Source organism: Paenibacillus diazotrophicus, assembly GCF_042610465.1.
Genome location: NZ_JBGJZN010000002.1, coordinates 191440 through 217300 on the forward strand (window position 1 = coordinate 191440; position 25861 = coordinate 217300).

25 protein-coding genes and 1 riboswitch are annotated in these 25861 nt (G+C 49.3%); of the genes, 15 read left to right on the forward strand and 10 right to left on the reverse strand.

What is annotated here, in order from left to right:
* The 10 genes from ACAN54_RS12130 (at window position 1) to ACAN54_RS12175 (ending at window position 10881) form a co-directional block, all read left to right on the forward strand.
* Window positions 1-354 (forward strand): DUF4260 domain-containing protein, encoded by a 354-nt coding sequence (locus ACAN54_RS12130; protein ID WP_379154658.1) that lies wholly within the window; start codon window positions 1-3, stop codon window positions 352-354.
* Window positions 355-520: 166 nt separating this feature from the next.
* Entirely contained in the window at window positions 521-1084 is a 564-nt protein-coding gene (locus ACAN54_RS12135) for a dihydrofolate reductase family protein (protein WP_379154661.1), read from the forward strand.
* A gap of 750 nt (window positions 1085-1834) precedes the next feature.
* A complete protein-coding gene (locus tag ACAN54_RS12140; RefSeq protein WP_379154664.1) occupies window positions 1835-3850 on the forward strand; it encodes a sugar-binding protein in 2016 nt (671 codons plus the stop codon).
* A gap of 238 nt (window positions 3851-4088) precedes the next feature.
* Window positions 4089-4469 carry a hypothetical protein gene (locus ACAN54_RS12145; RefSeq protein ID WP_379154668.1) on the forward strand — a complete coding sequence of 127 codons (381 nt, stop codon included), beginning with the start codon at window positions 4089-4091 and terminating at the stop codon, window positions 4467-4469.
* Between the two features lie 198 nt (window positions 4470-4667).
* The gene (locus tag ACAN54_RS12150; protein ID WP_379154671.1) at window positions 4668-4970 is read left to right on the forward strand and encodes an ArsR/SmtB family transcription factor; all 303 of its coding nucleotides are present in this window, start codon (window positions 4668-4670) and stop codon (window positions 4968-4970) included.
* A 29-nt stretch (window positions 4971-4999) separates the two neighbouring features.
* Complete coding sequence (locus tag ACAN54_RS12155) at window positions 5000-6391, forward strand: aldehyde dehydrogenase (protein WP_379154674.1); 1392 nt, start codon at window positions 5000-5002, stop codon at window positions 6389-6391.
* A gap of 146 nt (window positions 6392-6537) precedes the next feature.
* On the forward strand, window positions 6538-7677 hold the full coding sequence (locus ACAN54_RS12160; protein ID WP_379154677.1) for a 5-methyltetrahydropteroyltriglutamate--homocysteine S-methyltransferase: 1140 nt from the start codon (window positions 6538-6540) through the stop codon (window positions 7675-7677).
* 126 nt (window positions 7678-7803) lie between these two features.
* Window positions 7804-7883: riboswitch (glycine riboswitch) on the forward strand.
* Between the two features lie 130 nt (window positions 7884-8013).
* Entirely contained in the window at window positions 8014-9399 is a 1386-nt protein-coding gene (locus ACAN54_RS12165; RefSeq protein ID WP_379154680.1) for an amino acid permease, read from the forward strand.
* Between the two features lie 192 nt (window positions 9400-9591).
* On the forward strand, window positions 9592-10338 hold the full coding sequence (locus tag ACAN54_RS12170) for a leucine-rich repeat domain-containing protein (protein WP_379154683.1): 747 nt from the start codon (window positions 9592-9594) through the stop codon (window positions 10336-10338).
* Between the two features lie 60 nt (window positions 10339-10398).
* Entirely contained in the window at window positions 10399-10881 is a 483-nt protein-coding gene (locus tag ACAN54_RS12175) for a GyrI-like domain-containing protein (protein WP_379154686.1), read from the forward strand.
* A gap of 128 nt (window positions 10882-11009) precedes the next feature.
* On the opposite strand, the gene ACAN54_RS12180 is transcribed toward ACAN54_RS12175, so the two are convergent.
* The gene (locus ACAN54_RS12180; RefSeq protein WP_379154689.1) at window positions 11010-11378 is read right to left on the reverse strand and encodes a DUF1304 domain-containing protein; all 369 of its coding nucleotides are present in this window, start codon (window positions 11376-11378) and stop codon (window positions 11010-11012) included.
* Between the two features lie 24 nt (window positions 11379-11402).
* The gene (locus tag ACAN54_RS12185) at window positions 11403-11900 is read right to left on the reverse strand and encodes a DinB family protein (protein WP_379154692.1); all 498 of its coding nucleotides are present in this window, start codon (window positions 11898-11900) and stop codon (window positions 11403-11405) included.
* 189 nt (window positions 11901-12089) lie between these two features.
* Here ACAN54_RS12185 and ACAN54_RS12190 point away from each other — a divergent pair, with 189 nt between their 5' ends.
* A complete protein-coding gene (locus ACAN54_RS12190; protein WP_379154694.1) occupies window positions 12090-12605 on the forward strand; it encodes a GNAT family N-acetyltransferase in 516 nt (171 codons plus the stop codon).
* An 87-nt stretch (window positions 12606-12692) separates the two neighbouring features.
* Window positions 12693-13424, forward strand: a complete 732-nt coding sequence (locus ACAN54_RS12195; RefSeq protein WP_379154697.1) for a ZIP family metal transporter — start codon at window positions 12693-12695, stop codon at window positions 13422-13424.
* A 55-nt stretch (window positions 13425-13479) separates the two neighbouring features.
* On the opposite strand, the gene ACAN54_RS12200 is transcribed toward ACAN54_RS12195, so the two are convergent.
* From ACAN54_RS12200 to ACAN54_RS12215, 4 genes are all read right to left on the reverse strand, one after another.
* Window positions 13480-14388, reverse strand: coding sequence for an aldo/keto reductase (locus ACAN54_RS12200; protein ID WP_379154700.1), 909 nt, complete (start codon window positions 14386-14388; stop codon window positions 13480-13482).
* A gap of 33 nt (window positions 14389-14421) precedes the next feature.
* The gene (locus ACAN54_RS12205) at window positions 14422-15411 is read right to left on the reverse strand and encodes an aldo/keto reductase (RefSeq protein ID WP_379154703.1); all 990 of its coding nucleotides are present in this window, start codon (window positions 15409-15411) and stop codon (window positions 14422-14424) included.
* A gap of 86 nt (window positions 15412-15497) precedes the next feature.
* The gene (locus ACAN54_RS12210; RefSeq protein ID WP_379154706.1) at window positions 15498-16346 is read right to left on the reverse strand and encodes an AraC family transcriptional regulator; all 849 of its coding nucleotides are present in this window, start codon (window positions 16344-16346) and stop codon (window positions 15498-15500) included.
* Between the two features lie 198 nt (window positions 16347-16544).
* A complete protein-coding gene (locus ACAN54_RS12215) occupies window positions 16545-16856 on the reverse strand; it encodes a (2Fe-2S) ferredoxin domain-containing protein (protein ID WP_379154708.1) in 312 nt (103 codons plus the stop codon).
* 351 nt (window positions 16857-17207) lie between these two features.
* Here ACAN54_RS12215 and ACAN54_RS12220 point away from each other — a divergent pair, with 351 nt between their 5' ends.
* Window positions 17208-18395 carry a YsnF/AvaK domain-containing protein gene (locus ACAN54_RS12220; protein WP_379154711.1) on the forward strand — a complete coding sequence of 396 codons (1188 nt, stop codon included), beginning with the start codon at window positions 17208-17210 and terminating at the stop codon, window positions 18393-18395.
* 120 nt (window positions 18396-18515) lie between these two features.
* Here ACAN54_RS12220 and glpX read toward each other — a convergent pair whose 3' ends face one another.
* The 4 genes from glpX to ACAN54_RS12240 form a co-directional block, all read right to left on the reverse strand.
* Complete coding sequence (gene glpX, locus ACAN54_RS12225) at window positions 18516-19511, reverse strand: class II fructose-bisphosphatase (RefSeq protein WP_379154714.1); 996 nt, start codon at window positions 19509-19511, stop codon at window positions 18516-18518.
* A gap of 55 nt (window positions 19512-19566) precedes the next feature.
* On the reverse strand, window positions 19567-20379 hold the full coding sequence (locus ACAN54_RS12230) for a pyruvate, water dikinase regulatory protein (RefSeq protein ID WP_379154717.1): 813 nt from the start codon (window positions 20377-20379) through the stop codon (window positions 19567-19569).
* Between the two features lie 19 nt (window positions 20380-20398).
* Window positions 20399-21043, reverse strand: a complete 645-nt coding sequence (locus tag ACAN54_RS12235; protein ID WP_379154720.1) for a helix-turn-helix transcriptional regulator — start codon at window positions 21041-21043, stop codon at window positions 20399-20401.
* A gap of 703 nt (window positions 21044-21746) precedes the next feature.
* Window positions 21747-22706 carry a DMT family transporter gene (locus ACAN54_RS12240; protein ID WP_379154723.1) on the reverse strand — a complete coding sequence of 320 codons (960 nt, stop codon included), beginning with the start codon at window positions 22704-22706 and terminating at the stop codon, window positions 21747-21749.
* Between the two features lie 185 nt (window positions 22707-22891).
* Here ACAN54_RS12240 and ACAN54_RS12245 point away from each other — a divergent pair, with 185 nt between their 5' ends.
* Both ACAN54_RS12245 and ACAN54_RS12250 read left to right on the forward strand, forming a co-directional pair.
* Window positions 22892-24304: an aminotransferase-like domain-containing protein gene (locus tag ACAN54_RS12245; RefSeq protein ID WP_379154726.1), complete on the forward strand. Its 1413-nt coding sequence runs from the start codon at window positions 22892-22894 to the stop codon at window positions 24302-24304.
* A gap of 147 nt (window positions 24305-24451) precedes the next feature.
* The gene (locus tag ACAN54_RS12250; RefSeq protein ID WP_379154729.1) at window positions 24452-25720 is read left to right on the forward strand and encodes an alkaline phosphatase; all 1269 of its coding nucleotides are present in this window, start codon (window positions 24452-24454) and stop codon (window positions 25718-25720) included.
* Window positions 25721-25861: the final 141 nt, after the last annotated feature.

Consider the following 25861-nt stretch of genomic DNA (forward strand, 5'->3'; position numbering starts at 1 on the left):
ATGACGAATAAACAAATCGTTCATATTGAATATGCACTTGCCTTAGCACTTTCCTTTTTTATTTACATGCAGCTACAGTATCCCGTTTGGTTGTTTGTTGTTCTTTTATTCGTTCCTGACCTTACAATGCTTGGGTACACAATGAATAAGAAAATAGGTGCGATTGTTTATAATTTGGGACACACCTTTATTTTTCCTTTGCTTTTTGCGTTAGCTTACTTATATTTTTCAAATGATTATCTATTAGTAGGATCGATCATCTGGATCGCTCATATCTGTATGGATAGAGCAATAGGTGCTGGGTTGAAATATCAGGATTCTTTATTTACTAATACTCATATACAAAGGCTTTAACGTATACAAAGCAGACGGATTTAATTTGGTATGGTATCCCCAATTACGACAAGTTTTGTCGTAATTTCAATGTAACATACAGGATAGAAGGGAGGAATCAAGGAATGGATACTAGAGAGTTATATTGTGTATTGTCTTCAATAGATGACGAAAGGAGTAACAAATCATGAAACGAAGAATAATTTTAGATTTAGCGGTTACTTTAGATGGTTTTATTGAAGGGAAAAATGGTGAAGTCGATTGGTGCATTATGGACCCTGAGCTGGGATTTAATGATTTCTTACATCAAATTGATACTATTTTTTATGGGAGAAAAAGCTATGATCTATGGGGACAATTCACTCCGTCAATCGATGATACGGATTCTGATAAAGAGTTATGGGAATTGATTCATAGTAAAGAGAAATATGTATTTTCCAGAACGCAAACAGGTACTGATCATAAAGCAATATTCATAAATGATCATATTCTTGAAGAAGTAAATAACTTAAAGAATAAACCGGGCAAAGATATCTGGCTATATGGTGGAGCAAGCCTTATCACAACTTTTATTCATTTAGGACTTATTGATGAATTTAGGTTATCTATTCATCCTGTTGTTTTGGGAGAAGGGAAACCGCTCTTTGTGAACATAAAACAGAGGTTGAATTTGAAAATGGTTAGTACAAGAAAGTTCTCCTCAGGCTTAGTGCAACTAATCTATCATTTGGATGAGAACTCAACAACTTGAATGTGCCCGAATACAGCCGTCTCCGAATTGAAAATTCCAGGATCGAACGGGGGCAAGATCGTTAAGGTGAGCATGTCCCCGAACGCTCCCTTCGCCGTCTATGCGGAAGGTAACCTTTTCATAAATAATGTTAATATTTATTGGCGATAAAATTATAATCGACAAAAATGAGCATACCTGTAGGTTTAAGCTTTTTAGTTGTTAATAACGATAGGCTTATCTTGTTATCAGAGGTAACTATTTTTGAGCTTAAAAAAATTACTGATTAAATGAATGCGATTCTGAAAATGTTTTATTTTCACAATAAGGGTTTAACGAATCCCCAGTAGGATGCGGTTTTTCATTTTTTACGTCTCCCCCTCCATTCGATCGTTTTCACCACTTACCTCACCCGCAGACCCGCTTTGATCTGAACAACTCATTGGCATTGTCGTTTTAGCTAAATTACTGTAAGTACATCTCACTTATAAAGTTAAAGAAGCCTATATTTCAGTCCATGGAAATGATCGATTATATGTGTTTGCATTCGTTCTCAACACATTGATATTTATATTGAAATAAGATAAAATAAAGCCGCTTGCTAAAACGTAATTGCAAGTGAGTGGATAAGCAATTCTCGTATGATATCCTTTGTGGAAAGCGAGGTGCGGCTCTACATCAGAAGTACCAATTTCATTGACGGAGGCGATATTGTTGAAGAAAGGTACAACGCAATTTCGGTTACCAGTTGTGTTCTTGGCTCTTTTCTCCATGATATTTGCAAATGTTCTAGGCTTATCGTCAAATGCGTCGGCAGCGTCACCCAAGGATAAACCTGGATTTATACACAAGGGAACTATAGTACTGTCGGTTGGGGAAACGTTCACTTTGCAGATTGCTAACCAGCAGTCAAGTTCGACCTTTCAATGGAGCAGCAGTGATCCATCGGTGGCATCGGTTAATCAGACCGGAATTGTGAAAGCGCTTGCCAAGGGTGCTGCAACCATTACGTGTAAAATGATAAAGGAAAATAAAGAGTCGATAACCCTGACTGCCAAAATCAATGTGGTCAAGAAAAACACAAACTCACAGGTGGAGCCCCAAAAAATACCGGTAGACAGCAGTGGATTGGACGCCCAAGGGAGAATGGTTGCCTACTTCGGTTCGCCGGTAATGGACGGTACATTAGATAATATATGGAATAACGCGCCAAGGATTACACCGAAATATGTATCGGGTAGTATCGATACTTCGGCTGTATTTAAAGCATTATGGGATGATAAGGCCCTGTATATCCTTGCAGAAATCAAAGATAAGAACCTGTCTGTACAATCCGGAACGCCATACATGCAAGATTCATTGGAAATTTTCCTGGATGAGAACAATGACAAGTCACAGGAATATGGTGTCGATGATATGCATTTCCGCGTCAACTACGAAAATATTCAGTCTGTTGACGTAGGGAATGGTGAACGGTTTTACACTTCTACTAAGAAAGTGAAGGACGGTTATATAGTGGAGGCAAGAATTGCTTTGCAAAAGAAGCCTGAAAACGGAAAAGTGATCGGAATCGAGCTGCAGGTTAACGATGCTAAAGGTTCAGAGCGGGCGGGGACCATTAATGCGTTTGATTCTACAGGCACTGCATGGAACGATACAGGGAAGTTCGGAAATGTCCTTCTCACAGGTAAGACCAAAAATGCTGTCAGTGGACTAAATCCTTATGATCTCTTGAATTTGATCAAGAGTACGCAAAAGCTTGATCTCACACGTTACCAAAATGCAAGTATTGTAACAGCTGCCGTTAAAGCTGCAGAAGGTGTTATTAACGGCAAGAAGGTTACCCAGAGCCAAATCGACATACAATACGCTGCTATAAAAGAAGCGGTCAGCAAGCTGGTATTAACCGAGGAAGCGGCAAATGAGAAGGAATTTACACCGATTCCGGACGAATATCGATTAGAGAGTAACCAGCCGGGTACCATCGAAAGTTTGTCATACACTGCGACTAATCTTAATAATGGGAAAGACGTAAAGAAGCTGAACGTTTATCTTCCCCCCGGTTACAACGCTTCTGATGCTGGTAAGAAATATAATGTGCTGTACCTAATGCATGGCGGGGGCGAGAATGAAAACCTCATTTTTGGCGGCCCCGGCGAAAGCAAAGAGATGAAGAGAATCCTGGACAATATGATTGCCAAAGGTGATATTGAGCCGCTTATTGTAGTGACACCTACCTTTTATGGAGGGAAAAATGAACCAGAGTACTTCCCCGAGGAATTAATGAAAGACATTGTTCCAATGGTGGAAACCAAATACCATACTTATGCAGCGTCCGCTAGTACTGAGGATTTAAAAGCATCTCGAGGGCATCGGGCATTCGGCGGGTTCTCCATGGGGTCTGTAACGACTTGGTATACGTTCATCAATTGTCTCGATTATTTCAAGTATTATATGCCACTGAGCGGTGACAGTTGGATCATGGGTCAGGGAGGTGGAGGAACCAAGGCACAGGAAACCGCGGCGTATCTTGCCAATGTAGCCAAACAATCCGGTTACACGCCACAGGATTACTACCTGTTCTGCGCCACAGGCAGCTTGGACATCGCTTATCCGAACATGAAGCCTCAGATCGATGCCATGAAGCAGCTCAAAGAGAATTTCATATATTCAGCGGACATGAATAAAGGGAATTTCTATTTTATCGTCAGCGATGGCGGCACACATGCATGGAATTGGGTGAACCAATATATTTATGACATATTGCCGGATTTGTTTAAAAAATAGACTTTTCAGAATCTCTTTCTTAAAGATGCTCCGGCATTTGCATTAATTTGCACCTGAGGGCTTCAGTGTGGGCCTTAGGGAGGGTCGAAACAAGAAGCAGACTGGGACTATGCGACGATTATTTTTGGATATGCCGATGGAATGTTGTCATCGCGGCGACGGCCGGGTAATAGATATGACTAGAACTTTCGAAAGGCCTGAACTGAGAATGAGGGCCAAGGAAACGGAGGGAAAGATCATGGCGGCACAGACAGTATTTGGCCTAAGCCCGGTACAGCCCGTTGCAGCATACGGCAGCACACAAAGCGATGTTAGTTCCCTGGAGAAGCAGCGGAGCCGGCTGCTGATGGAACTCGACAAGGTGAATGCAGCGCAGGGTGGAGATCGGCAGACTCCCTACCGCCGTGAGCAGCTGCAGCGGCAAATTCGACTGCTTGAGGCCCAACTGGTGCAGAAAAGCGGGAGTATCACCTCCGTCGATTTTGTACCGGCGCCTCCGCTTCAAGACTCTTCCCCGGTCTGGCGGACTGAACAAAAGGGAGGATTCAAGGGAATCGGTCTGACCGATCCCCGGACGGCAACGGTTGATGCAGAGGGCCATTTCAACGCGTTGATCTAGACAGACAAGAAGATGAAGGTGCGAGAAGCGTCCGGTGATGAACCGGCTTCTCGCACCTTCTTTTTTGTGGAGAGGCGGCATTTTATCATCCACTCATCGGAGCACTCTTGCTTATGGAATAAGCAAAGTGTAAGATAAGACTATACCATTGGTTTAAATGTTTAAACATTTAGACTACAGAGACAGGGAGGCACCAGTATGGGAAAGCAGGCATTGCAGATTTTTCGCGAAAGCCTTCCAATTCTTCAAGTTTTAAGCGATCCGCACCGTCAGGATATTCTGCTCCATCTATCCGAGGATGGCAGGATGACGGTGAATGAAATTACCGAGAAGCTGACTTTGTCCCGGCCGGCAGTGTCCCATCATCTGAAATTGCTCAGGAATGCAGGAGTAATCAAAGTTGAGCAATTAGGGACCCAGCGATATTATGAGTTGTCTATGCAGGAATCGGTGGACTTGTTAAGAAGGCTTCTAATGGCTTTGGAACGGGATTGTCTCTAAACCTATTTTATTTAAAAAGGAGCAGGAATATGAAGCAGTGGAACCCGGAGCAGGTAAATGAAATCCTGCAGGAGTACCGCGAGAGATTCAATAGCGGTTATACGCGAAGCGTGGAGTTTCGTCTGGAGCAGCTGGGAAAGCTGGCGGACGCGATCAGACGGAACGAGCAGACGTTACTGGCGGCGTTGTATCAGGATCTGCACAAAAGTGAATTTGATGCTTATTCGACGGAGATAGGCTATACGCTGGACAGCATCCGCTACATGAGCAAGCATTTGAAGCGGTGGATGAAGCCGCAAAGGGTAAAAACACCGTTCTATCTTGCATTATCCAGAAGTCACCAGTATAAAGAGCCCTACGGAACCGTTCTAATCATCGGACCCTATAATTACCCGTTCCAATTGCTGATTGAGCCGCTGATCGGAGCCATTGCGGCAGGGAACAGTGCAGTCTTGAAACCCTCCGAGAATACCCCTGCAGTGACTGCTGCCGTTAAAAAGCTCATCGGTGAAACCTTTGACGAGACGTATATCCGGGTGATTGAAGGAGAGAAGGAGACCACCTCGGCGCTGATTCATGCTCCTTTTGATTATATCTTTTTTACAGGGAGTGTGCCGGTTGGAAAGATTGTCATGAAAGCCGCAGCAGAGCACCTTGTGCCCGTCACGCTGGAGCTTGGAGGCAAAAGTCCGGCAATCGTCGAGCGGACTGCGAATCTCGATGTTGCGGCCAAACGGATAATTTGGGGGAAGATGATCAACGCCGGTCAGACCTGTATTGCCCCGGATTATGTGCTTGCCCATGAAGAGATTAGAGAGGAATTGATTACCCGGATGAAAAGGGTGCTGGCCACCTTCTTCGGGCCGGACGCAAGAGTTAGTCCGGATTATGGCCGAATCGTTAATGAACGCCAATTCGACCGGCTGGCCGCCATTCTGGAAGCGGAGCTCAATAGCGTGCTTGCGGGCGGGACAACAGTCAGAGAGGAGCTCTATATCGAGCCGACGCTTCTTGCCGCTACCTCTTGGTCGGACCCTGCGATGCAGGATGAACTTTTTGGGCCAATACTGCCCATTATGGGCTTCCGTCAGGTGGAGGAGGCCATTGAAATGGTGAACGCCCGTCCCAAACCATTGGCATTGTACTTGTTCACCGAACAATCTCAGGTTGAGCAGGAAGTACTCTCACGAGTCTCCTTCGGCGGCGGGTGTGTGAATGATACGATCAGCCATGTTGCCAATCACCACCTGCCCTTTGGGGGAGTAGGGAATGCCGGGATCGGCGCGTATCACGGGAAATATAGCTTCGAACTGTTCTCCCATACCAAAAGCGTCCTGACCAAGAGCACGAAGCTGGATATCCCTTTCTTATTTCCGCCTTATGGCGACAAGGTCAAGTGGGTCAGGAAGATCATGCGATAATGCCGCAGTTCACATGCTAAGTCAAAGTTTCAATGCTCATTCCGGCTATAACCAATTCCTATAGCCTGCTATATCTCTTTCGTAGAATGGCATATCCATTGGGTATGCTATATTGAATTCATTCTATTTTACGAGGAGATTAACCTATGAGCACACAAACCGAACCTAAGAAGAGAACCATTACTCCATTCCGATATGACATTGTCGGCAGCTTCCTGCGCCCGGGCGCGTTGAAAGAGGCCAGATTGCAATTCAAGAACGGTGAAATTACTGCCGGGCAGCTCCAGGAAGTGGAGAACGCCGAAATCATTAAGCTCGTACAGAAACAAAAAGAGGTTGGCCTGCAAGCGGTAACCGACGGTGAATTCCGCCGCTCCTGGTGGCATTTGGACTTCTTCTGGGGATTTGACGGTGTAGAGCGGACGATTATTGACCAGGGCTATCAATTCAACGGCGCACAGTCCAGACCGGAAACCGCCCGCCTGACCGGCAAAATAGGTTACAGCAGTCATCCTTTTGTATCCCATTATGCATTCCTAAAAGGAGTTGCAGGCGAAGACGTTGTTGCGCGTCAATCAATTCCTGCGGCTGCGCAATTCCTGTTCGAGCTGGACCGGGCAGAAAATAAGGAAACTACGAACGCCATCTATCCGAATCGGGAGGAACTGGTGTCGGATATTGCCAAGGCGTACAAAGCGTCGATTCTTGCCTTCTATGAAGCAGGCTGCCGCAGTATTCAGATTGACGATTGCACGTGGGGGGCACTTTGCGACGAACAGTTTATTTCATTCATGCAGCAGATTGGCGTGAATGTGGCTGATTATGCGGATGAATTTGCCAGATTGAACGAGGCGGTGGTATCGGGTCTGCCGGACGATCTCGTGGTTACAACACATGTCTGCCGGGGCAATTATGTTTCGACTTATGCTGGAGTAGGCGGAGGTTACGAGCCTATCGCGCAAACGCTACTTAGCATTGATAACTACTCCGGCTATTATCTGGAGTTTGATACAGAGCGGGCAGGTGATTTCAAGCCGCTTCGTTTCCTGAAGGACAATCAGCAGGTTGTGCTTGGCCTGTTCTCCTCCAAATTTGGTGAGCTTGAGAACAAAGAGGATATTCTGAAGCGCATTGAGGAAGCGAAGCAATACGTCGATTTGAACCGGATTTGCCTAAGCCCCCAATGCGGATTTGCTTCCACGGAAGAAGGCAACCGCCTGACAGAAGAACAGCAGTGGAACAAACTGGCCTATATTAAAGAGATTGCCGAAGAAATCTGGAAATAATTAGCTTGAGACTTTTATCACTGATCTAACACTCACATCGCAAGTAATATGTTAGAATATCAGAAACACATTGTACATTAACTTCATAATTCGCAAGCTATGATTGCTATGGATCACACTATAGCAGGAGCAGCTTCTGGAGAGACCGCGGAATTTCGCGGCGCCGAAGGGTTCACAATCTCAGGCAAAAGGACAGAAGAGTACGGAATGTATTTGTCATGCTGATGCATCAGCAGGCAAGTATTCTTTCCTATTCTTATGAACCGGGAGATTGGATGACATCCAGTCTCTTTTTTTTTGTGCATCAATGTATGTATTCATAAGGGGGAATAAGGTATGGCACAAACCGAATTAAAAAGAGAACTGGCAAACCGGCATGTTCAACTGATCGCCATCGGAGGCACCATTGGTACAGGATTATTCCTGGGGTCGGGTAAAGCGATTCAGCAGGCAGGGCCATCCATCATGATTACCTATCTAATCGTAGGTATCGCTGTATTTTTCGTAATGAGGGCACTTGGAGAGCTTCTGCTGTCAAAAGCGGGATATCAGTCATTCACGGATATTGCCGAAGACTATCTGGGTCCCCGGGTCGCGTTCATCACGGGCTGGACCTATTGGTTCTGCTGGATCATGACGGCCATGGCTGATGTAATTGCAGTAGGCGTATATGTGCAGTACTGGTTCAATATTCCGCATTGGGTACCGGCTGTCGTCTGCCTGATCATTTTGTTAGGACTTAATTTACTGACCGTCAAAAACTTCGGAGAACTCGAGTTCTGGTTTGCTCTAATCAAGGTCATCACGATCCTTGCGTTAATCGGTATTGGCGTCATTTTCCTGATTATGGGGCTCAAAACGGATGCAGGATCGGTAACGGTCCGGAATCTGTGGGAACACGGAGGGGTGTTTCCGAACGGTGTGAAAGGTTTTTTATTTTCCTTCCAGATGGTTGTATTTGCTTATGTCGGCGTGGAATTAGTAGGGGTGTCGGCAGCGGAAACTGCAGATCCGGAGAAAAATATCCCGTCCGCGATCAACAAAATCCCTCTGCGTATCCTCTTCTTCTACGTTGGTGCGTTATTCGTCCTGCTGTGCATTAACCCATGGACGGAGCTCAGTCCGGCGGAAAGCCCTTTTGTGAGAACCTTTAGTCTGGTAGGGATTCCAATCGCTGCGGGGATTATCAATTTCGTCGTATTAACTTCAGCCGCTTCCGCATGCAACAGCGGGATGTTCTCGACCAGCCGGATTCTATATAATCTGAGCCGGAAGGACCGGGCGTCCGCTCATTTTGCCAAACTGAATAAAAATCATGTCCCCGGGAATTCGTTATTCGTATCCACGCTTGTCATATCTGCCGGGGCTCTTCTGAGCAAACTCGTTCCGGAGCAGGCTTTTGGAATTGTAACCACTATAAGTGCCATTTGTTTTATCTGGGTGTGGGGTGTGGTTCTCGTATGCCATATCCAATATAAGAAGACCCGGCCTGATCTGCAGGCAAAATCCAAATTCAAAGCACCGTTCACGCCGGCGATTAATGTTGTGGTCTTAGCTTTGTTTGCTGCGATACTGGTGATTATGCTGTTTGCTGAAGATACGCGTCCGGCATTATTGTTTACGCCTCTGTGGTTTATTCTGTTGTTTGTTTTGTATTCGGTGAATAACAGGAAAAGGGAACAGAGCGACAAAGTAATTAGTGCAGAACCAACAAGCCATTAATAAAATCACAGCAGCCCTCCATTCCGCTTCCCAGTGGTTTTGGAGGCTTTTTTTTATTTAATACGGGGCTATACCTCATGAATCAAAGGCAGGATAATCATAGAGTCATGGGAGAGGTGCTGTAAGTTTTTGTGAAAAATCCGATAAAAGAAAGGAGGGTCACTATTCAGGTTTATAAAAAGGAGAATCTAAATGCCTGCTAAATTAGTAAAAAGTATCATCGTATTCTGTTTGGTTGTCGTATTCTTACCGGTAACATCCATTTGGGCCGCATCTCTCATTACGGACCCGGCTTTGGCAAAAGCCATTCGGGCGGAATTAAAGCTGCCGGCTAATAAAGAGGTGAAGGCAGTTGATCTGCAGAAGTTGGATTCTTTGTATCCTATGGAATCCAAGAATAAAATCGTCAGTTTGCAAGGACTTGAATATGCCGTTAACCTGCAGAGCTTGTTTGTTCCCGGCCAAAAGATTAAAAGTATTACACCGCTCAGTAAGCTGAAAAAACTGACGTTTGTAGCCGTTGACGGGAATCAGATTACTGACCTTTCACCGCTATCCGGGTTAAGTTCACTGGAAAATCTGGTTGTTCAAGGCAATAAGATAAAGAGTCTAGCACCGCTTAAGAATCTACATAAGCTGACGGATCTTCTGGCTGGCAATAATCAGGTGGCAGATCTAAGACCTCTTCAGAATTTGAAGTTAGAATGGCTCATACTGAGCGGTAATCAAATTAAAGATTTGACGCCGTTAAAAAATAACTCAACCTTGGAGCATCTTTATCTGGATGATAACCTCATTCAGGATATTGAAGTACTGGAGACTATGCCGCATTTAAAAGAAGTATTTTTGGCAGATAACCCGCTGAATAAGCAAGCGGAGCAGGTCATTCAGAATCTGGAGAACAACGGTGTCATAGTGGATTTGGGGGATAACGGTTAAACATGACAGCAAGCTGTCTACTTTCTCCTTGTATAATTGAGTGCAAGAGGGGGATGGACCATGAACACTTTTTCAATTCACAAGCCAAAACTGATAATTACCGGAGTATCTGTACGTACTACGAACGCCGCAGAGGCAGGACCGGAAGGGCAATTGTCCAAGCTGTGGGAGACTTATTTTCAGAGCAATCTCGTAACTGCAGCCGGGGCTAGGAATCCGCATTTCATTTACGCGGTGTATACGGATTATGAGAGTGATGCCAGCGGAGCTTACACGGTTGTCATTGGGCATGAATCAAGCAGTGATTCGGTTCAAGGTAACAATGATTATGCAGTTGCGGTCGTTCCCGAAAGTAAATACCTCGTATTTAAGACGAAAAAAGGGCCTGTGCACGAAGTAGTAGCTGAGGCGTGGCATGAGATCTGGACTTACTTCAAGGAATCACCGGATGAAAGAACCTATACTGGCGACTTTGAGCGATATGATGCGAGGGATTTGGATCCGGCAAACGCCGAATTGGAGATTTATATAGCTATTAAATAGAATGCAAGTGGGGGCCTAAGCAGCTAATATATAGCTTATAGGCCCCCTCTTACTTAGTTATCCTACGAATGTCTTTCCTCAATCTGGAAGCCATCCGCATGTTCGAATAGAATGGTCAAAAATCAGATTTACAGATTCGCCAGAAGAAGGGCGATTATCGCCAGAAAAGCCGGGAGGCCCTGGACTAACAGAATGGATTTCTTGGCCGTGATGCCGCCATAGACCGCTGCAACCCCGACACAGATTAGAAAAAACAGCTGAAGCTGGAATCCGAACGTGGCATTCGGATGGAACAAGCCCCACACCAGTCCGGCGGCCAAAAAACCATTGTACAGCCCTTGGTTGGCTGCGAGTGATTTCGTGTCCTGCGCGAACTCCTTGGTGGTTCCGAACGCCTTCTGTGCTCTTGGGGTGGTCCACATGAACATCTCCAAGACCAAAATATACACATGCTCCAGCGCTACTAGCGCGACAAGTATAGTACTCAAAATCATCATTTCAATTCCCTCTTTTGTGTTGGATTAGGCGGGATAGCCCCCGCCAGGTGGCGGCCAGGCCCCGTGTAGACGGCGAAGCAGAACAACTTCTCCTAAATGGTAGGAATTATGAGAGGCGATATTCCGTAAAATTCCGCCCTTGGTCTCCCCCGGAAAACCGGGGAGCGGTTCGTCCAGCTGTACGGTCTGGGCAAAAGCAACCGCCTTCTCTACGCCTTGCAGCAAATGACTCACGGTGTCCTGCCATTCTGCCTCGTCCCCGGGTGCTTCCTCTGTCGGCCAGCTTTCCATCACACTTCCTGGTGCTTGCGGTTTGCCCCCCTCCAGGAAGGTCAGCATGAAATCCTGCCAATAGCTCATATGCCTCAATAATTGATAAATGCTGTACGGAATCCCTTCCGTACGTTGTCCGGCGAGCTCGGATGTAATATCCGGCAAGGCTCTGGCAATCGGAATATGTCCGCGTTCTCCAATTAACGATTTCACAAGAGCCTGGCCAAAAGCAGAATTGGACTCGGACATCATGAAGCTCCTTTCTTGATTTAAACATTTGTATTTAAATTATATTTTGCAAAATCTAATTTTATAAAAGTAAATATACCTAAATTCAGCCATTTTGTCAATTGCCCAGGGCTTCTAGCCGATTCAATACAAGTGGAAATATCTAAGGTAGTATAAGTTTAAGATAGAACCGGATCAGGAGGGATACCTTTGTACATAAGAATGCTGACATCTGCCGATGCGGAGATATACCGCGAGCTCCGGCTGCAGTCACTGCTGCAGAATCCGGAAGCTTTCCTCAGTTCCTATGAGTCGGAGTCTAAGATCTCCATAGTCACCACCCGGATCAGGCTGGAACCCTCGGATGAGAACTTCACCCTTGGAGCCTTCGATGCGGAAGAAAAGCTGGTGGGTATCGTAACCCTTTTCCGCGAGAGCAGACCGAAGATCCGTCACAAAGCCCATGTATATTCGGTATATGTTGATCCGTGTGTACGCAAGCAGGGGATTGGGCGGCTCTTAATGCTGGAGCTGATTAAGCGGGCGAAGCAGGTACCGGACCTGGAAATCCTTAATCTGACCTTAACATCGGCTAACTTGTCCGCCAAACGGCTATATGAATCTCTGGGATTTATCCGCTATGGCACAGAGCCGAGGGCGATGAAGCTGGGGGTTGGCTACCTGGATGAGGATTTGATGTATCTGCCGCTACTGCCGGAGCAGTAGAGGATATATGTAAATAACAGACATAACCGTGCCTGCCGGAAGCATAAGCTGGGTCTAAGAGTCCTGTCCACTAAAGGGGTTGAAGACTTGCAAACTGCGCTGCTTGGCAGCTTTTTGTCGGCTATGGCTACCGTGCTTGGGGTGGTTCCCGTTCTGTTTGTCCGAAGATTGTCCGAGCTATGGAAGGATGTGCTGGTAGCCTTCACTGCCGGAATCATGGTATCCGCATCCACCTTTGGCCTAATGCCGCAGGCGATTAATGAATCGGGAATCCTCGCGTTAAGCCTCGGTCTGATAACCGGAATACTGCTGCTCGATCTAATCGAGAACAATATTCCACATATCGATGTAGAGAACAAACCTGGCTTCACCAACATGGATTCCAAAGCTCTGCTCGTGCTGATCGCTCTGTTCATTCACAATATTCCCGAAGGACTCAGTACGGGTTTCAGCTATGCCAGTGAGCAGTCAAGCCTCGGTCCCATGGTGGCGATTGCCATCGGAGCACAGAATATGCCAGAGGGTCTGATTCTTGCAGTGTTCTTGCTGAATTCCCAGGTGACCCGGCGAAAAGCGTTGATGCTGGCCGCCTTAACCGGCCTCATGGAGATGGTGTCGGCGGTGATCGGATATTTTACAGCCAGTTATATGCAGAACGCGGTGGGGTATGGGCTGGCTTTTGCCGCTGGAGCGATGCTCTTCATTGTCTATAAGGAGCTGATTCCCGAGAGCCACGGTCACGGGTACGAACGCCCGTCTACCTATTCTTTTATCTTTGGTCTGCTGGCGATGGTGTATATTACCCAGGTCTTTGGGTGAGGGAGAACCAACAAAGAGGCTGTCCACAGGGACGGCCTCTTTGGCTTGTACTGTTCTATCGGTGCTGCGCGTACCGGTTGCTCTTGCTGGTGTGCTGAATCGCAGCCAGCTCTGCCGGAGTGAGTGGGGGAGATGCCGCAGCTGCTGCATTCCGCCGCAGCTGCTCCAGGCTGCTTGCACCTGGAATGATAGCGGCCACAGCAGGATTTGCCAGCGGATAATGCAGGGCGGTCTCCGTCAGAGTGCGGGCAGTTCCAGTCTGCTGCACCAGACGTTCATGGAGAACCGGCAGTTCCCCGCTGTCATAGCCCAGGTAATCCCGGTGTGCTTTGGCACTCCCATGCTCGGTTAATATCCCACCTGCCAGCGGTCCCCGGGCAATCAGGCTGATGCCGTGCTGCTGCAGCAGCGGCAGAATCGCTTCCTCGGGACGGCGGTCCAGGATGCTGTATTGGCTCATGACACTGACAATATGGGAACGGGAGACATATTCCCTGATCACATTTGGACGGATGGAGGAGATGCCGTAATATCGGATTACCCCTTCCTTCTTCAGTTCTTCAAATGCCTCAATGGTCTCGTCCATCGGATCTTCAAGTGTACCGCCATGCAGTTGATAGAGATCAATATAGTCGGTCTGCAGTCTGCGCAGGCTTTCTTTCACTGCAGAGCGGATATAGGCTTTGGAAGGATCCCAGCTCCAGCCCTCTTGTCCGGGAATTCTACGGTTGCCCACTTTGGTGGCAAGGATGACATCCGCCCGGCGCCCGCGAAGCGCCTGGCCGATAATCTCTTCATTGCGGCCGTCATCATAGAGATCGGCGGTGTCCAGGAAGTTGACTCCCAGCTCCAGTGCCTCATGTATGATGGCTGTAGCCTTGACTTCATCTGTTCCCAGGGACATGCAGCCGAGCCCCATAGTGCTCACGTATAAATCGGATGCTCCTAAACGGTGTGTGTTCATCTGCATTCCTTTCTGTGCTGTAGTTGTGGGGGGTTATCCCCGTAAAATAGTCTCGATTTGCTCCAGTTCTTCCGCACTGAGCTCAGGAGCATTCAGGGAGGCTACGGCATCTTCAATCTGGCTGACCTTGCTTGCGCCGATCAGGGCTGAAGTTACTTTGCCGCCGCGAAGCACCCATGACAAGGCCAACTGCGACATTTTTTGTCCGCGTGCAGCCGCCAGCTCGTTCAGCTTACTGACCTTGCTGATGACTTCTGCAGTAATTTCCTTCTCGGACAGAAATACGCTCGGTCCGGCTGCGCGGGAATCCGGTGTGATTCCATGGAGATAGCGGTCGGTCAGGATGCCTTTTTGCAGCGGTGAAAAGGCGATGGTACCGATGCCCTCTTCGGCGAGCACATCCTGGAGCCCTTCTTCAATCCAGCGCGACATCATGGAATAATTGGGCTGATGGATAAGGCAAGGTGTGCCGAGACGCCGGAGTATGCGTGCGGCTTCACGTGCTTCTTCAGGTCTGTAATTAGAGATGCCGACATACAGCGCTTTACCTTGGCGAACCAGCAGATCCAAGGCGGCCATCGTTTCTTCCAGAGGTGTATTCGGGTCCGGACGGTGGTGATAGTAAATATCCACATAATCCAGTCCCAGCCGTTTCAGGCTCTGATCGAGACTTGCGACGAGATACTTCTTCGAGCCCCATTCGCCATATGGGCCTGGCCACATGTAATAGCCTGCTTTGCTGGAGATGATCATCTCATCGCGGTAAGCGGCGAAATCTTTGCGCAGAATCTGCCCGAAGGTCTCTTCGGCTGATCCGGCAGGCGGGCCGTAGTTGTTGGCCAGGTCGAAGTGGGTAATCCCCAGGTCAAAGGCCCTTCTAATCATGGCGCGACCGTTCTCGAATACATCATTCCCGCCAAAGTTATGCCATAGTCCAAGCGAAATCGCTGGAAGGAGCAGGCCGCTGCGGCCGGTACGGTTGTATTTCATCTGGTTGTAACGTTCAGGATTTGGACTATACATTTAATTGTTGCCTCCCTAAAGTTTTGTTAGCATACGCTTATTGTAGCGGAAGCGTGGGGGCAAACGTATGTCAGCAAGGAAGAAGTTTATAGAACAATGTCATTATCGGCATGGCGGATGCGGTACTCCTTGGGTGAGCAGCCTTTGACCTTCTTGAACATGCGCGAGAATAAGAGCGGGTCCTGGTACCCGACAGAACGTGAGATTTCACCGATCGTACAGGGAGTCTCCATCAGCAGCTCGCAGGCTTTGGCAATGCGGAAATTAAGCAGGTATTGCTGAGGCGGCAGGCCGACGGTCTTTTTGAATAATGCCGATAAATATTTGCGGTCCAGCTTCAGGGAGGAGGACATGCGTTCAACGGTCACATTCTCACAGTAATGGGCATGCAGATAGTGCAGGCACTGCTCGACGTAGATGCTCTTTTGCCGGGGAAGCGGGATGGGGTCTGCAGCCGCCGGAACCATGCGTACCAGCAGTCCGAAGAACTCATACATAATCGCCTTCAGCGGCAAATCGAGACTGCCCGCATGGTCAGCCTCAGCAGTTAGCCGGTCATAGAGCGCGGGCATCAGTGAATCATCCATGGGGAAGACAGGGTGTTCGGGTGCGAGTGAGGTTTTGGACAGCAAATAGCCCATTTCCTCCCCTGTAAAAGCAACCCAGGAATAGGTCCAGGGATGCTCCATGTCTGCGGCATAATGAGTAACGATATGGGGATACGTCAGGAACGCCTGACCCTGCTGCAGAATATGGGTTTCTCTCCCGACAGTCACCTGGCCGGTTCCCGCATGAATGAAATGGATTTTGTACAGGTCCCGTACGCCGGGGCCGACGCTGTGTCCAGGAGCACATGCTTCACGTCCCCAATAATGAAGATGCAGATCGGGATTGCCCCGGAAAGGGCGTTCGGAATTATATTGGAATATGGCCATGCTTCAGCCTCTTTTCAGTATGGAATGTCTCCGGGATTAGGATACACCTCATTATACAATAGATCGCCCAAGGCAGCTTAACCGCAAAAAAAGTCCCAGACCCCAAGCGTAGGGCGGGACTTCCGGGATGGAGAATAGGGAAGGCATAGCGGGGGGCACCGGATGATGAAAAGGCAGCCAAACAGGAGCGGGCCGGAATCAGGCTTCCATCTTGAGCATGACCAGTTCTTCGACCGGCTCACCATTCACCAGATGCTCTTCTACAATACGTTCCACATCATCCGTAGTCACATTGTAATACCAGATGCCGTCGGGGTAGACAATAACAAAAGGACCGTTGCCGCAAAGGCCGAGACAGCTGGTTTTATTGATTTTAACGGTTTTGTTAATCCCTTTGTCCACAAGCTGTTCCTTGAATTCCTGCATGACATCTTCCACGTCCTGATTATTGCAGTGCTCGCTGCAGCAGAAGAGCAGATGCTTCTTCAAAACCTTTAGCCGCATATTCATAGTATGCCTCCTTAGTAATGTGATGATAGTTAACCGTATCTTATGAGGAGTATAGTCCCTTTTGCATAATCTGTATCGGGGTAACGGTCAAAGTTCCTAAAGGCTTAACAAATGGTGAAAAACCAGTATATTCACGTTAGATTATCTAACTTAATTTCAATATTTTTGATGAAAATGTGTCTGGTTGACTATTTCCCGAATTATTTCCTGTTTCATAAATTGTTTTGTGGATTCCGCGTGGAAAGGTTTAGTAAACAGTTTCGACCTTAGTTGTTTGGTTAAGTAAGAGATGTGAAACAAACTGAATGATAAAGGAATACCCAAAAAAAATGCTATCAGGAGGGAATCGTAATGAATAAGAAAATTGTAGGTGTATTTTATACCGAACATGAGGCTTCGCAGGCTATTGAGGAGTTAAAAGGCCGCGGATTTATGACAGACGATATCTCAGTGATTGCACGAAACAAACAAGATGTAGAGAACATTAATAATGAGACGGGCACCAAAGCCCCTGAGGGAATGGCTTCAGGAGCAGCAACCGGCGGTGTGCTGGGTGGTGTAACCGGACTTCTGGCAGGGATTGGAGCGCTGGCCATTCCAGGGATCGGACCTATCCTTGCTGCGGGACCGATTGCGGCTACGCTGGCAGGAGCTGCGGTGGGCGCTGGAACCGGCGGACTTGTAGGCGGATTGATTGGACTTGGCATACCGGAGGATGAAGCGCAAAGTTACGACAACTATGTGGATGAAGGCCGGATTCTTGTCATGGTGGATGCAGACAGCTCCCGGGCCAATGATGTGTACTCTGTGTTCCGCAGTCATAACTCCGCAAATTCCGACCGTTATATAGATGAAGCAATTCCTGAAGGACAGGCAGAGGCTAGTGCCCGTCATTCCGTAAGCGACACCGTAGATGCTACATTTAACGGCTCCGGTCTGGAAGGGCGCGAGGATACAGGGCTGGATACGATGAATTCAGCACCGGCGCATGATCTTCGGGAGAGCAGAAGACTCGATGATGTGAACCGGCCGGGAATGACAGGAGATGTGTACTCCGGTTCCGCGGATGGCATAGACAGCACAACACTAGATAATACGCGGTCTACTGATTATGTTGACAGGGATAACGACGAAGCCCGTAAACTGCGCTTGCGTGAAGAACAGCTGGATGTGTCCAAAAATAAGGTCCAGACGGGTGAAGTTAATGTGCGTAAGGAAATTGTCGAGGAGCAGAAAACCATCAATGTTCCAGTCAGCCATGAGGAAATTGTGGTTGAACGGCGCGCTGTGAATAACGATTCCACGTCTGAACCTATCGGATCAGATGAGACGATCCGCATTCCGGTAAGTGAAGAACAGGTAAATGTTCACAAGAATACGGTGGTCACTGGTGAAGTGGATGTGCATAAACGTGAAGTCCAGGGGACCGAGCGTGTGGAAGATACAGTGAAACGTGAGGAAGCGCGGGTAGATAAGACTGGTGAAGTAAAGGTTAAGAACAATAATGAAGTTCTGAGAGACCACAGCCGTACCCGTTAAGCTACAAAAAGCTAGAGTATCCATAATAAAGAAGGGTTTCCCTAAGTCCTGCCGGACTAGGGGAAACCCTTCTTTATTGCTGTACCCCGAAACAACGGATTCAAGAGAGGGGAGTGTACCTTACATCAAAGCCGCATTCGCTCTGCTGGCCGTTACCTGTGGGATATCCTTGCCAGGCAGGAAATGTATACTGCGGATATAGCGGATCGTGCGGCTCTGCGCCCGCATAATGACGGAATGGGTCTCGGCACGGTCTTTGCCGATGAAGCGGACGCCGTTCAGGAATTCGCCGGAAGTTACGCCGGTCGCGGCGAAAATGACGTCACCGGTGCCGACCATATCCTCCATCGAGAGCACGCGTGTCGGATTCTCGATACCCATCAGGAGGCAGCGCTGTAGCTCGAAGGGACCCTCCGGCAGCAGCTTGCCCTGCAACTCTCCGCCGAGGCATTTCATCGCCGCGGCTGCCAGCACGCCTTCCGGTGCTCCGCCGGAACCCATGTACAGATCGACATCGCTGTCCGGCAGCGCTGCCGCAATGGCTCCGGCCACATCGCCGTGGCCGATCAGCTTGACGCGCACGCCTAGTCCTCGCAGGGTGGCGATGAGCTTCTCGTGCCGCTTGCGGTCAAGGGTCATTACCGTCAACTCGGAGGGCGCTTTGCCGGTGATGAGGCTGGCTTTGCGCAAGGTGACCTCAGCCGGATCCTCCAAGCTGAGTCTTCCGGCGAGCTCGGGACCGCAGGCCAGCTTCTCCATATAGATGTCAGGGGCATGCAGCAGGCTGCCCCGGTCAGCGATGGCAATCACGGCTTGGGCATTGTGCAGCCCGCAGGCCACTGCTTCCGTGCCTTCCAGTGGATCAACGGCTACATCGACCGAAGGGCCGTTCCGGTTCCCGACCTGCTCGCCGATATAGAGCATCGGCGCTTCATCCATCTCACCCTCACCAATGACCACGGTCCCATCAATGGAGACGGAATCAAACATGGAACGAATGGCGGTTGTGGCCGCATCATCCGCAGCATTCTTGTCGCCTCTTCCAATCCAGCGGGCTGAAGATAAAGCGCCCAGTTCTGTTACCCGTATAATTTCCAGTGCCAATTCGCGTTCCATATGATTTCCCTCCAGTATGTTAGTTGTATGGGTTCAGGCCTGCAATCATCTAAACTTACGGAGAATCGGTAATATAGCCCATAATAATACCTGCTGTCTCTTCAATCGCCTTATTTGTAATATCAATAACGGGACATCCCAGCTTACGGAACAGCACGGCGGCATATTCCATCTCTTCAGAAATGCGCTCCAGGCTGGCATATTGCGAGCCTGCCGGAAGTCCAAGCTGCTTCAGACGCTCGGAGCGGATCTTCAGCATGTACTCGGGCTTCATGGTGAGACCGATGAGACGGTTCGGCGGCAGGCTCATCAGCTGCTGCGGCGGGCCGATTTCGGGAACGATCGGGTAGTTCACGACCTTTTTGCCCCGGTGGGCGAGAAAGATGCTGAGCGGGGTCTTGGAGGTACGGGACATCCCCAGCAGCACAATATCCGCCTTCAGCATCGCGCCAAGATCACGCCCGTCGTCACAGGCTACGGTGAATTCAATCGCCTCGATCCGGCGGAAATAATCCTCATCAAGCTGGTGAAGCAGCCCTGGCCGGGCCTGGGGCGAATCATCAAAAGTATCAATGAATGCCTGCATCATCGGGCCCATGATATCTACAATACGCAGGTCGAGACGTACCGCTTCCTCTCGGATCATCTCCCGCAGCTCCGGTTGGACCAGTGTGTACGCGACAAATCCCTGAAGCTGGGCGGTCTCTTCCATCAGCTTGCGCAGCTCGTCTTCATGTCTTACATTGCCGTATCTTCTGATCGTGACACGCTGATTCTGGAATTGATGGATGACAGCCTGTACGACAGCCTCCGCTGTGTCTCCTATAGAATCCGAGCATATTGTAATGAAATGTGAGGATGGCTCCATACGCTTTCGATTCCTCCCGTTATCCTTTGGCTTCTAGATCGAGGAGAAGTTTGACTATGGAAGTTTTGGTCAGCCGTCCGACAACGTCGAGACTTGGGCTGTTTTCTTCCATCATGCCGGGAAGCACCACCGGCAAACTGTCCACCTCGTGAAAAATCATTTTTTGTGCGGCATCCAGCACCGTATCTTCGGGAGAAACCGTCACGACCTTGGGTTGGCGGGTCATTACCATGCTCACAGGCATGGATACCGCACCGGGATTGCCCAGTGTAACCTTCAAAAAATCCTTGCGCGAGGCCACTCCGGTCAGCTTGCCGTCCCCGTCACAGATAATCAGCGTACCGACATCCTGCAGAAACAGAGTGACAACAGCATCCTGAATCGTTGTCGTCTCGCGGATAATAATCGGGATACTCTGAATGTCCTTGACCTTGGTTTCCTTCAGCAAATAGCTGCCGCTGAGGCGTTGCGAGGTTTTTTTGCCGGGAAAATACCCGACCTTGGGTTTTGCGTCAATGTACTCCAGCATGACGAGCACGGACAAGTCCGAGCGGATCGTCGGCTTGCTGAGATTGAGATGCTCCGCAATCTGCTCGGCGGTAATAGGTGCTCTTTTTTTGACAATTTCAATAATTTGTAGTTGACGGGATGTCAGTTCGATCACAAGTTCCCTCCACTTTCCGGATACATACAGGTATTCCTTCACAGAACAGGAGCACCGATAACCGATTCCCCCCTTCCATTCTAACGTCCTATTGGAATATTTAACCCTTAACTTGCTTATATAATACGCAATAATGGTCATTAATGCAATATATAATACGTCATATATATTTTATTTGTTGAAATAGGCATATCACCAATGCTCTGCCCAGGGAGATGATGGAGATCTGCTGTGGGGGAAGGGTATGAATAGTGTGGTATGGGGGGTTACCTGAGAGAAAGGGGGATTGATTGAGGAAGAGGATGAGGAAGAGGGAACAAGGGCTATGGGATAAAGAGGAATAAGGGATGGTAGCTAGGTGAGGAGAGGAGAGGAGAGGAGAGGAGAGGAGAGGAGAGGAGAGACTGAGAAGAGAGTCAAGCTTGAAGTGGGAAGCTAGAAGAGAGAAGAGGTGGATTCATAAAGCAGGTGCAGGTGGCAGGTGCAAGTGCAGGTGCAGGTGCAAGTGCAGGTGCAAGTGCAGGTGCAAGGGCAAAGGCGAGGAAAAAAGAAACAACGGCAAAAGTGCCGTTGTTAGCGCGGTCGCGGCCCTGTAGGCCAAAACAACGGCAAAAATGCCGTTGTTAGCACCGAGCGCGGCCCAGCACCGCCGCCAGCACCGCCCGGCTCCGCGACCAGCGCTCTCCAGCGCAGGCAGCCGCTCTTACAGAATCTGCTTCTGCGAATAAGCATCCGCAGCTACTGGCTGCACCAGCGGGGTACTGCGCTTCGGCTTGAACAGCAGCTGCTTGAGTGCGACGGCATTGACGAGCACGGTGCCGGCGATGATGGTGAATACGCCGAGCAGGGTGATCCAGGTTACGGATTCTCCGTAGAAAATGAAGCCTACACCGACAGCAATCGGTGGGGAGATATACAGCCAGGTGGACGGGAAGACCGGATTGGTTCTGGCCACCAGCCAGTAGAACAGTGTATGCCCGACCATGGAGCCAATTGCGGTCAGGTAGAGCAGAGAGCCGGCTGTACGGAAGGACAAGAGTACCTCAGGGTGCACCTTTTCTGTAAATAGGGATAGAAGAAACAGCAGCACACCGCCGTACATCATCTGAGCTGCATTTAGGGCGACGGGCGATTCGTCGGAGAAGGTGCGGGTTACTTTTTTGGAGTAAATGGCTCCCGCCGCGTAGCATATTTCTCCGATCAGCACTACAGCACAGCCGGTAAGCCATAGGGGAGAGACATCAATTGCAAGACTAGGCAGCACGAGCAGCAGAACCCCGGTGAAGCCGATGATGCAGCCAATCAGCGAATAGGAGGGTGCTTTTTGCCGGAGTAAAGTGGCTTGCATTAGCAGAATCATCATCGGACCGGTAGCCGACAGCACAGCAGCTAGCCCTGAAGAGACATATTGCTCGGCCCAGTACAGCGCGGAAAAGGTTCCGAAGGTCAGCGCCGCGCCGGTGAACAGCATTTCTTTGCGCAGGAGCAGGGTGAAGCTGGCTTTGCCTTTCCAGGTCATAAAGAGGAAGAGGACTGCACCTGCAACGAAAAAGCGTAAACCCGCTGAGAAGAACGGAGGCATTCCGGCGTCCACGCCAATTTTGATAGCCAGGAAGGTCGTGCCAAAAATCAGACAGACGAGCGAGTAAGCAAGCATAATCATGTTTCAGTTCCCCTTTGTGATGATAAGGTGGCAGTCGCCCCTGTGTTTGGTTAATCATAGCGTCAACCGGACAGAACAGATTGCAGACCACAGAACAGATAGGGAGCAAAATATTGTACAATAGGGCCAAGTGAATGATGGCTTCGCGGTTTGGTGGAGTTATTAGGTAAAGGAGACGCAGACTGATGAAAAAAGCGGCAGGAGCAGAGCAGAACCCCCCATTGTTTCGCCAGGTATATCAACACTTGCACAACCGGATGGAGCGTGGAGAATGGCGGACGCATGACAAGCTGCCGTCGATCCGGCTGCTGGCTGAAGAGCTGAAGGTTCACAGGCTTACCGTATTCAAGGCTTATAGGGAGCTGATGGAAGACGGGAAGGTGTATGTAAAAGATAAATCCGGCTATTACGTGTCACCGATCAGCAGTGTGGCAGAAGAAGCGGCAGAAAATTCGGCTATAGCCTCCTATATACTGGCGAACCCGATGTCCGATATTCAGCGGATTCCGGTCTGCTTCCAGTTCTCGCAAGCTTTGATTGATCCTGGACTGCTGCCCAACCTATTCTTGTCCGACTATGTCAAAAAAGTGTTCGACCTCTATCCAAAGGTCATGGGAACCTACTCCTCCGTCCAGGGGGACGAGGAATTGCGGGGGACGCTCAGCCGCCACTTCCGGGAAAAGCACAGGCTGCAGTTGTCGCCGGGCGAGCTGCTGATCACCTCGGGCGCCCAGCAGGCGATCAATCTGATCGCGGGCATTGTGCTCGGGCCGATGGATGCGGTGCTGGTAGAGCGGCCGACGTATAGTGTGGCGATGGATATTTTCCGGCGCTTGGGAGCCCGGCTGGTACCCGTTGAGATTACTCCTGAGGGTTATGATCTGCAGCAGGTCGAGGAACTGATGCGCAGACACCGGCCAAGAATGTTCTATATGAATCCTACACACCACAATCCTACGGGTTATACTGTTCCAGCGCGGCAGCGCAAGCTCCTGGTTGAGCTGGCGGAGCGTTATCGCTGTCTGCTCGTGGAGGATGATCCGTTCCGTGACATGTATTTCGAGGAGGAACCTCCTCTGCCGTTTTTTGCCTATGATACGGAGGGGTGGGTCATCTACATTAGCAGCTTCAGTAAATATGTCGCCCCGGGCTTGCGGATCTGTGCTATTGGCTGCCGGTACCCGTTCATGGAGCAGCTGATTACCGCCAAATCGCTGGCGGATAACGGCACACCGATTTTGAACCAGAAAATCTTTCTGCACTACTACACCTCGCCGCGACTGCAGCAGCATCTCGGGAAGCTGCGGATCGCACTCCAGGTGCATAAGGAGATTATGGAGGAGGAGCTTGCCACTACCGGATGGGTATGGACGCCCCCGCAGGGCGGGCTTAATCTTTGGGTGAAGCTGCCGGAGTCTATATCAGTGTCCGCGCTGTTTGAGCGTGCTATGGAACAGTCCATTTCCTTTGTCCCTGGTGAGATTCTCGATCCGCTGGGTGAGATGAAGTCCTGGCTGCGTCTGAGCTACTCCTTCGCCAGCGAAGGGGTGCTGCGCGAAGGAATACGCCGTCTGGCGGCGCTGGCTCGGGAGCTATAATAGGCTGTCTTCAAAAAATGGAATACTCGATTTTTACAATTACTGAATGGATTTAGCAACGTTTTACATTAATCCAATATTGATAAAATATCCCCTTAACATATGTGCTCTAGTATGAGGTAGTAATTAACCTTAAGGAGGGTATATATGAATTCTCAGAAAAAGAATAGATTCAAGACTGCTCTTACCGTAACTGCAGCTGGGGCGCTTTTGGCTACTAGTGTAGTGGTTGCACAGCCTTCCAAACCGGCAGAGGCGGCTTCCTCAAAGACGAAGAATGTCATTCTTTTTGTCGGCGACGGCATGGGGGCAGCGGCGCGTAATGCGATCCGGCTGGCGACCGTAGGCGAAAACGGGAAATTGGCCATGGATGATATGCCCTACGCGGGTCTGGTACATACAAGCTCTACCGTACCGGTTACAGATTCAGCTGCATCCGCCACAGCTTATGCCAGCGGAGTGAAGACATATAATGGCGCCATCGGCATGGATGCCAACAAGAAATCGGTTAAAACCATTGCGGAATACGCTAAAGATGCGGGCATGTCCACAGGCGTGGTAACCACCAGCCAGGTTACGGATGCTACGGGCGCAGCTTTTGGCGCACATGTGGATGACCGTTCGAAGCAAAGCGACATCGCACTGCAGCTCTTGACCTCGAGTAAAGTGGACGTTCTGCTTGGCGGCGGTGAGGATTTCTGGTATCCGGCCGGCGAAGCAGGTAAGTTCCCGGATGCTCCGGCTGAAGATCCTTCCGAGAAGAGCAAAGGAACCCAGGGTAATCTGATCACCAAAGCGAAACAGCTGGGTTACAATTATGTATCGACCAAAGACGGCTTGAAGCAGGCCAAGAACGGCAAGCTGCTCGGACTGTTCGCCAACGAGGAGATGTTCCAGCAGAATGAGGAAGGCAAAGGGGATATCTACAACCCTGTTGTCTCCCTGCCGGAAATGACCCAGAAAGCGATCGACACCCTGTCCGCGAATAAGAAAGGCTTTTTCCTGATGGTGGAGGAAGAAGGTACGGATGAATTTGGTCACAGAAACAATGCCAAAATGACGATTAAATCCGGCCAGGCTCTGGATGCATCTGTGCGGGTGGCAAAGGATTTTGCGAAAAAGAACCCGGACACGCTGGTGCTAGTGCTGGCTGACCATGAAACCGGAGGACTTTCCATCGAATCTGTCGATGCAGAGGATGAGACAGGTGACGGCATCTCCAAAGAAGACGGCCCGTTCGCAATCGCTAATTCCAAAGAAAGCTTTGTGGTGGACTGGACAACCTCAGGCCATACAGCGGTTGATATTCCGGTAACAGCGATGGGTAAAAACGCCCAGCTCTTCACAGGAGTCTTCGAGAACACAGCTGTGTTCGATAAGATGATGCAGGCTTATGGTTTTAAGGTGAAGAAATAAATCGCAGAGGGAGCTAGTCCCTTTGCAATAGAGAAGCTGGCCGGATTTCCGGCTGGCTTTTTCTTTTGAGTTAAGGATTCTATCCAGAGCCATTCGCATGGGTTCCATGTATTTACATTTTTCTAGTAACATTTGTAACTG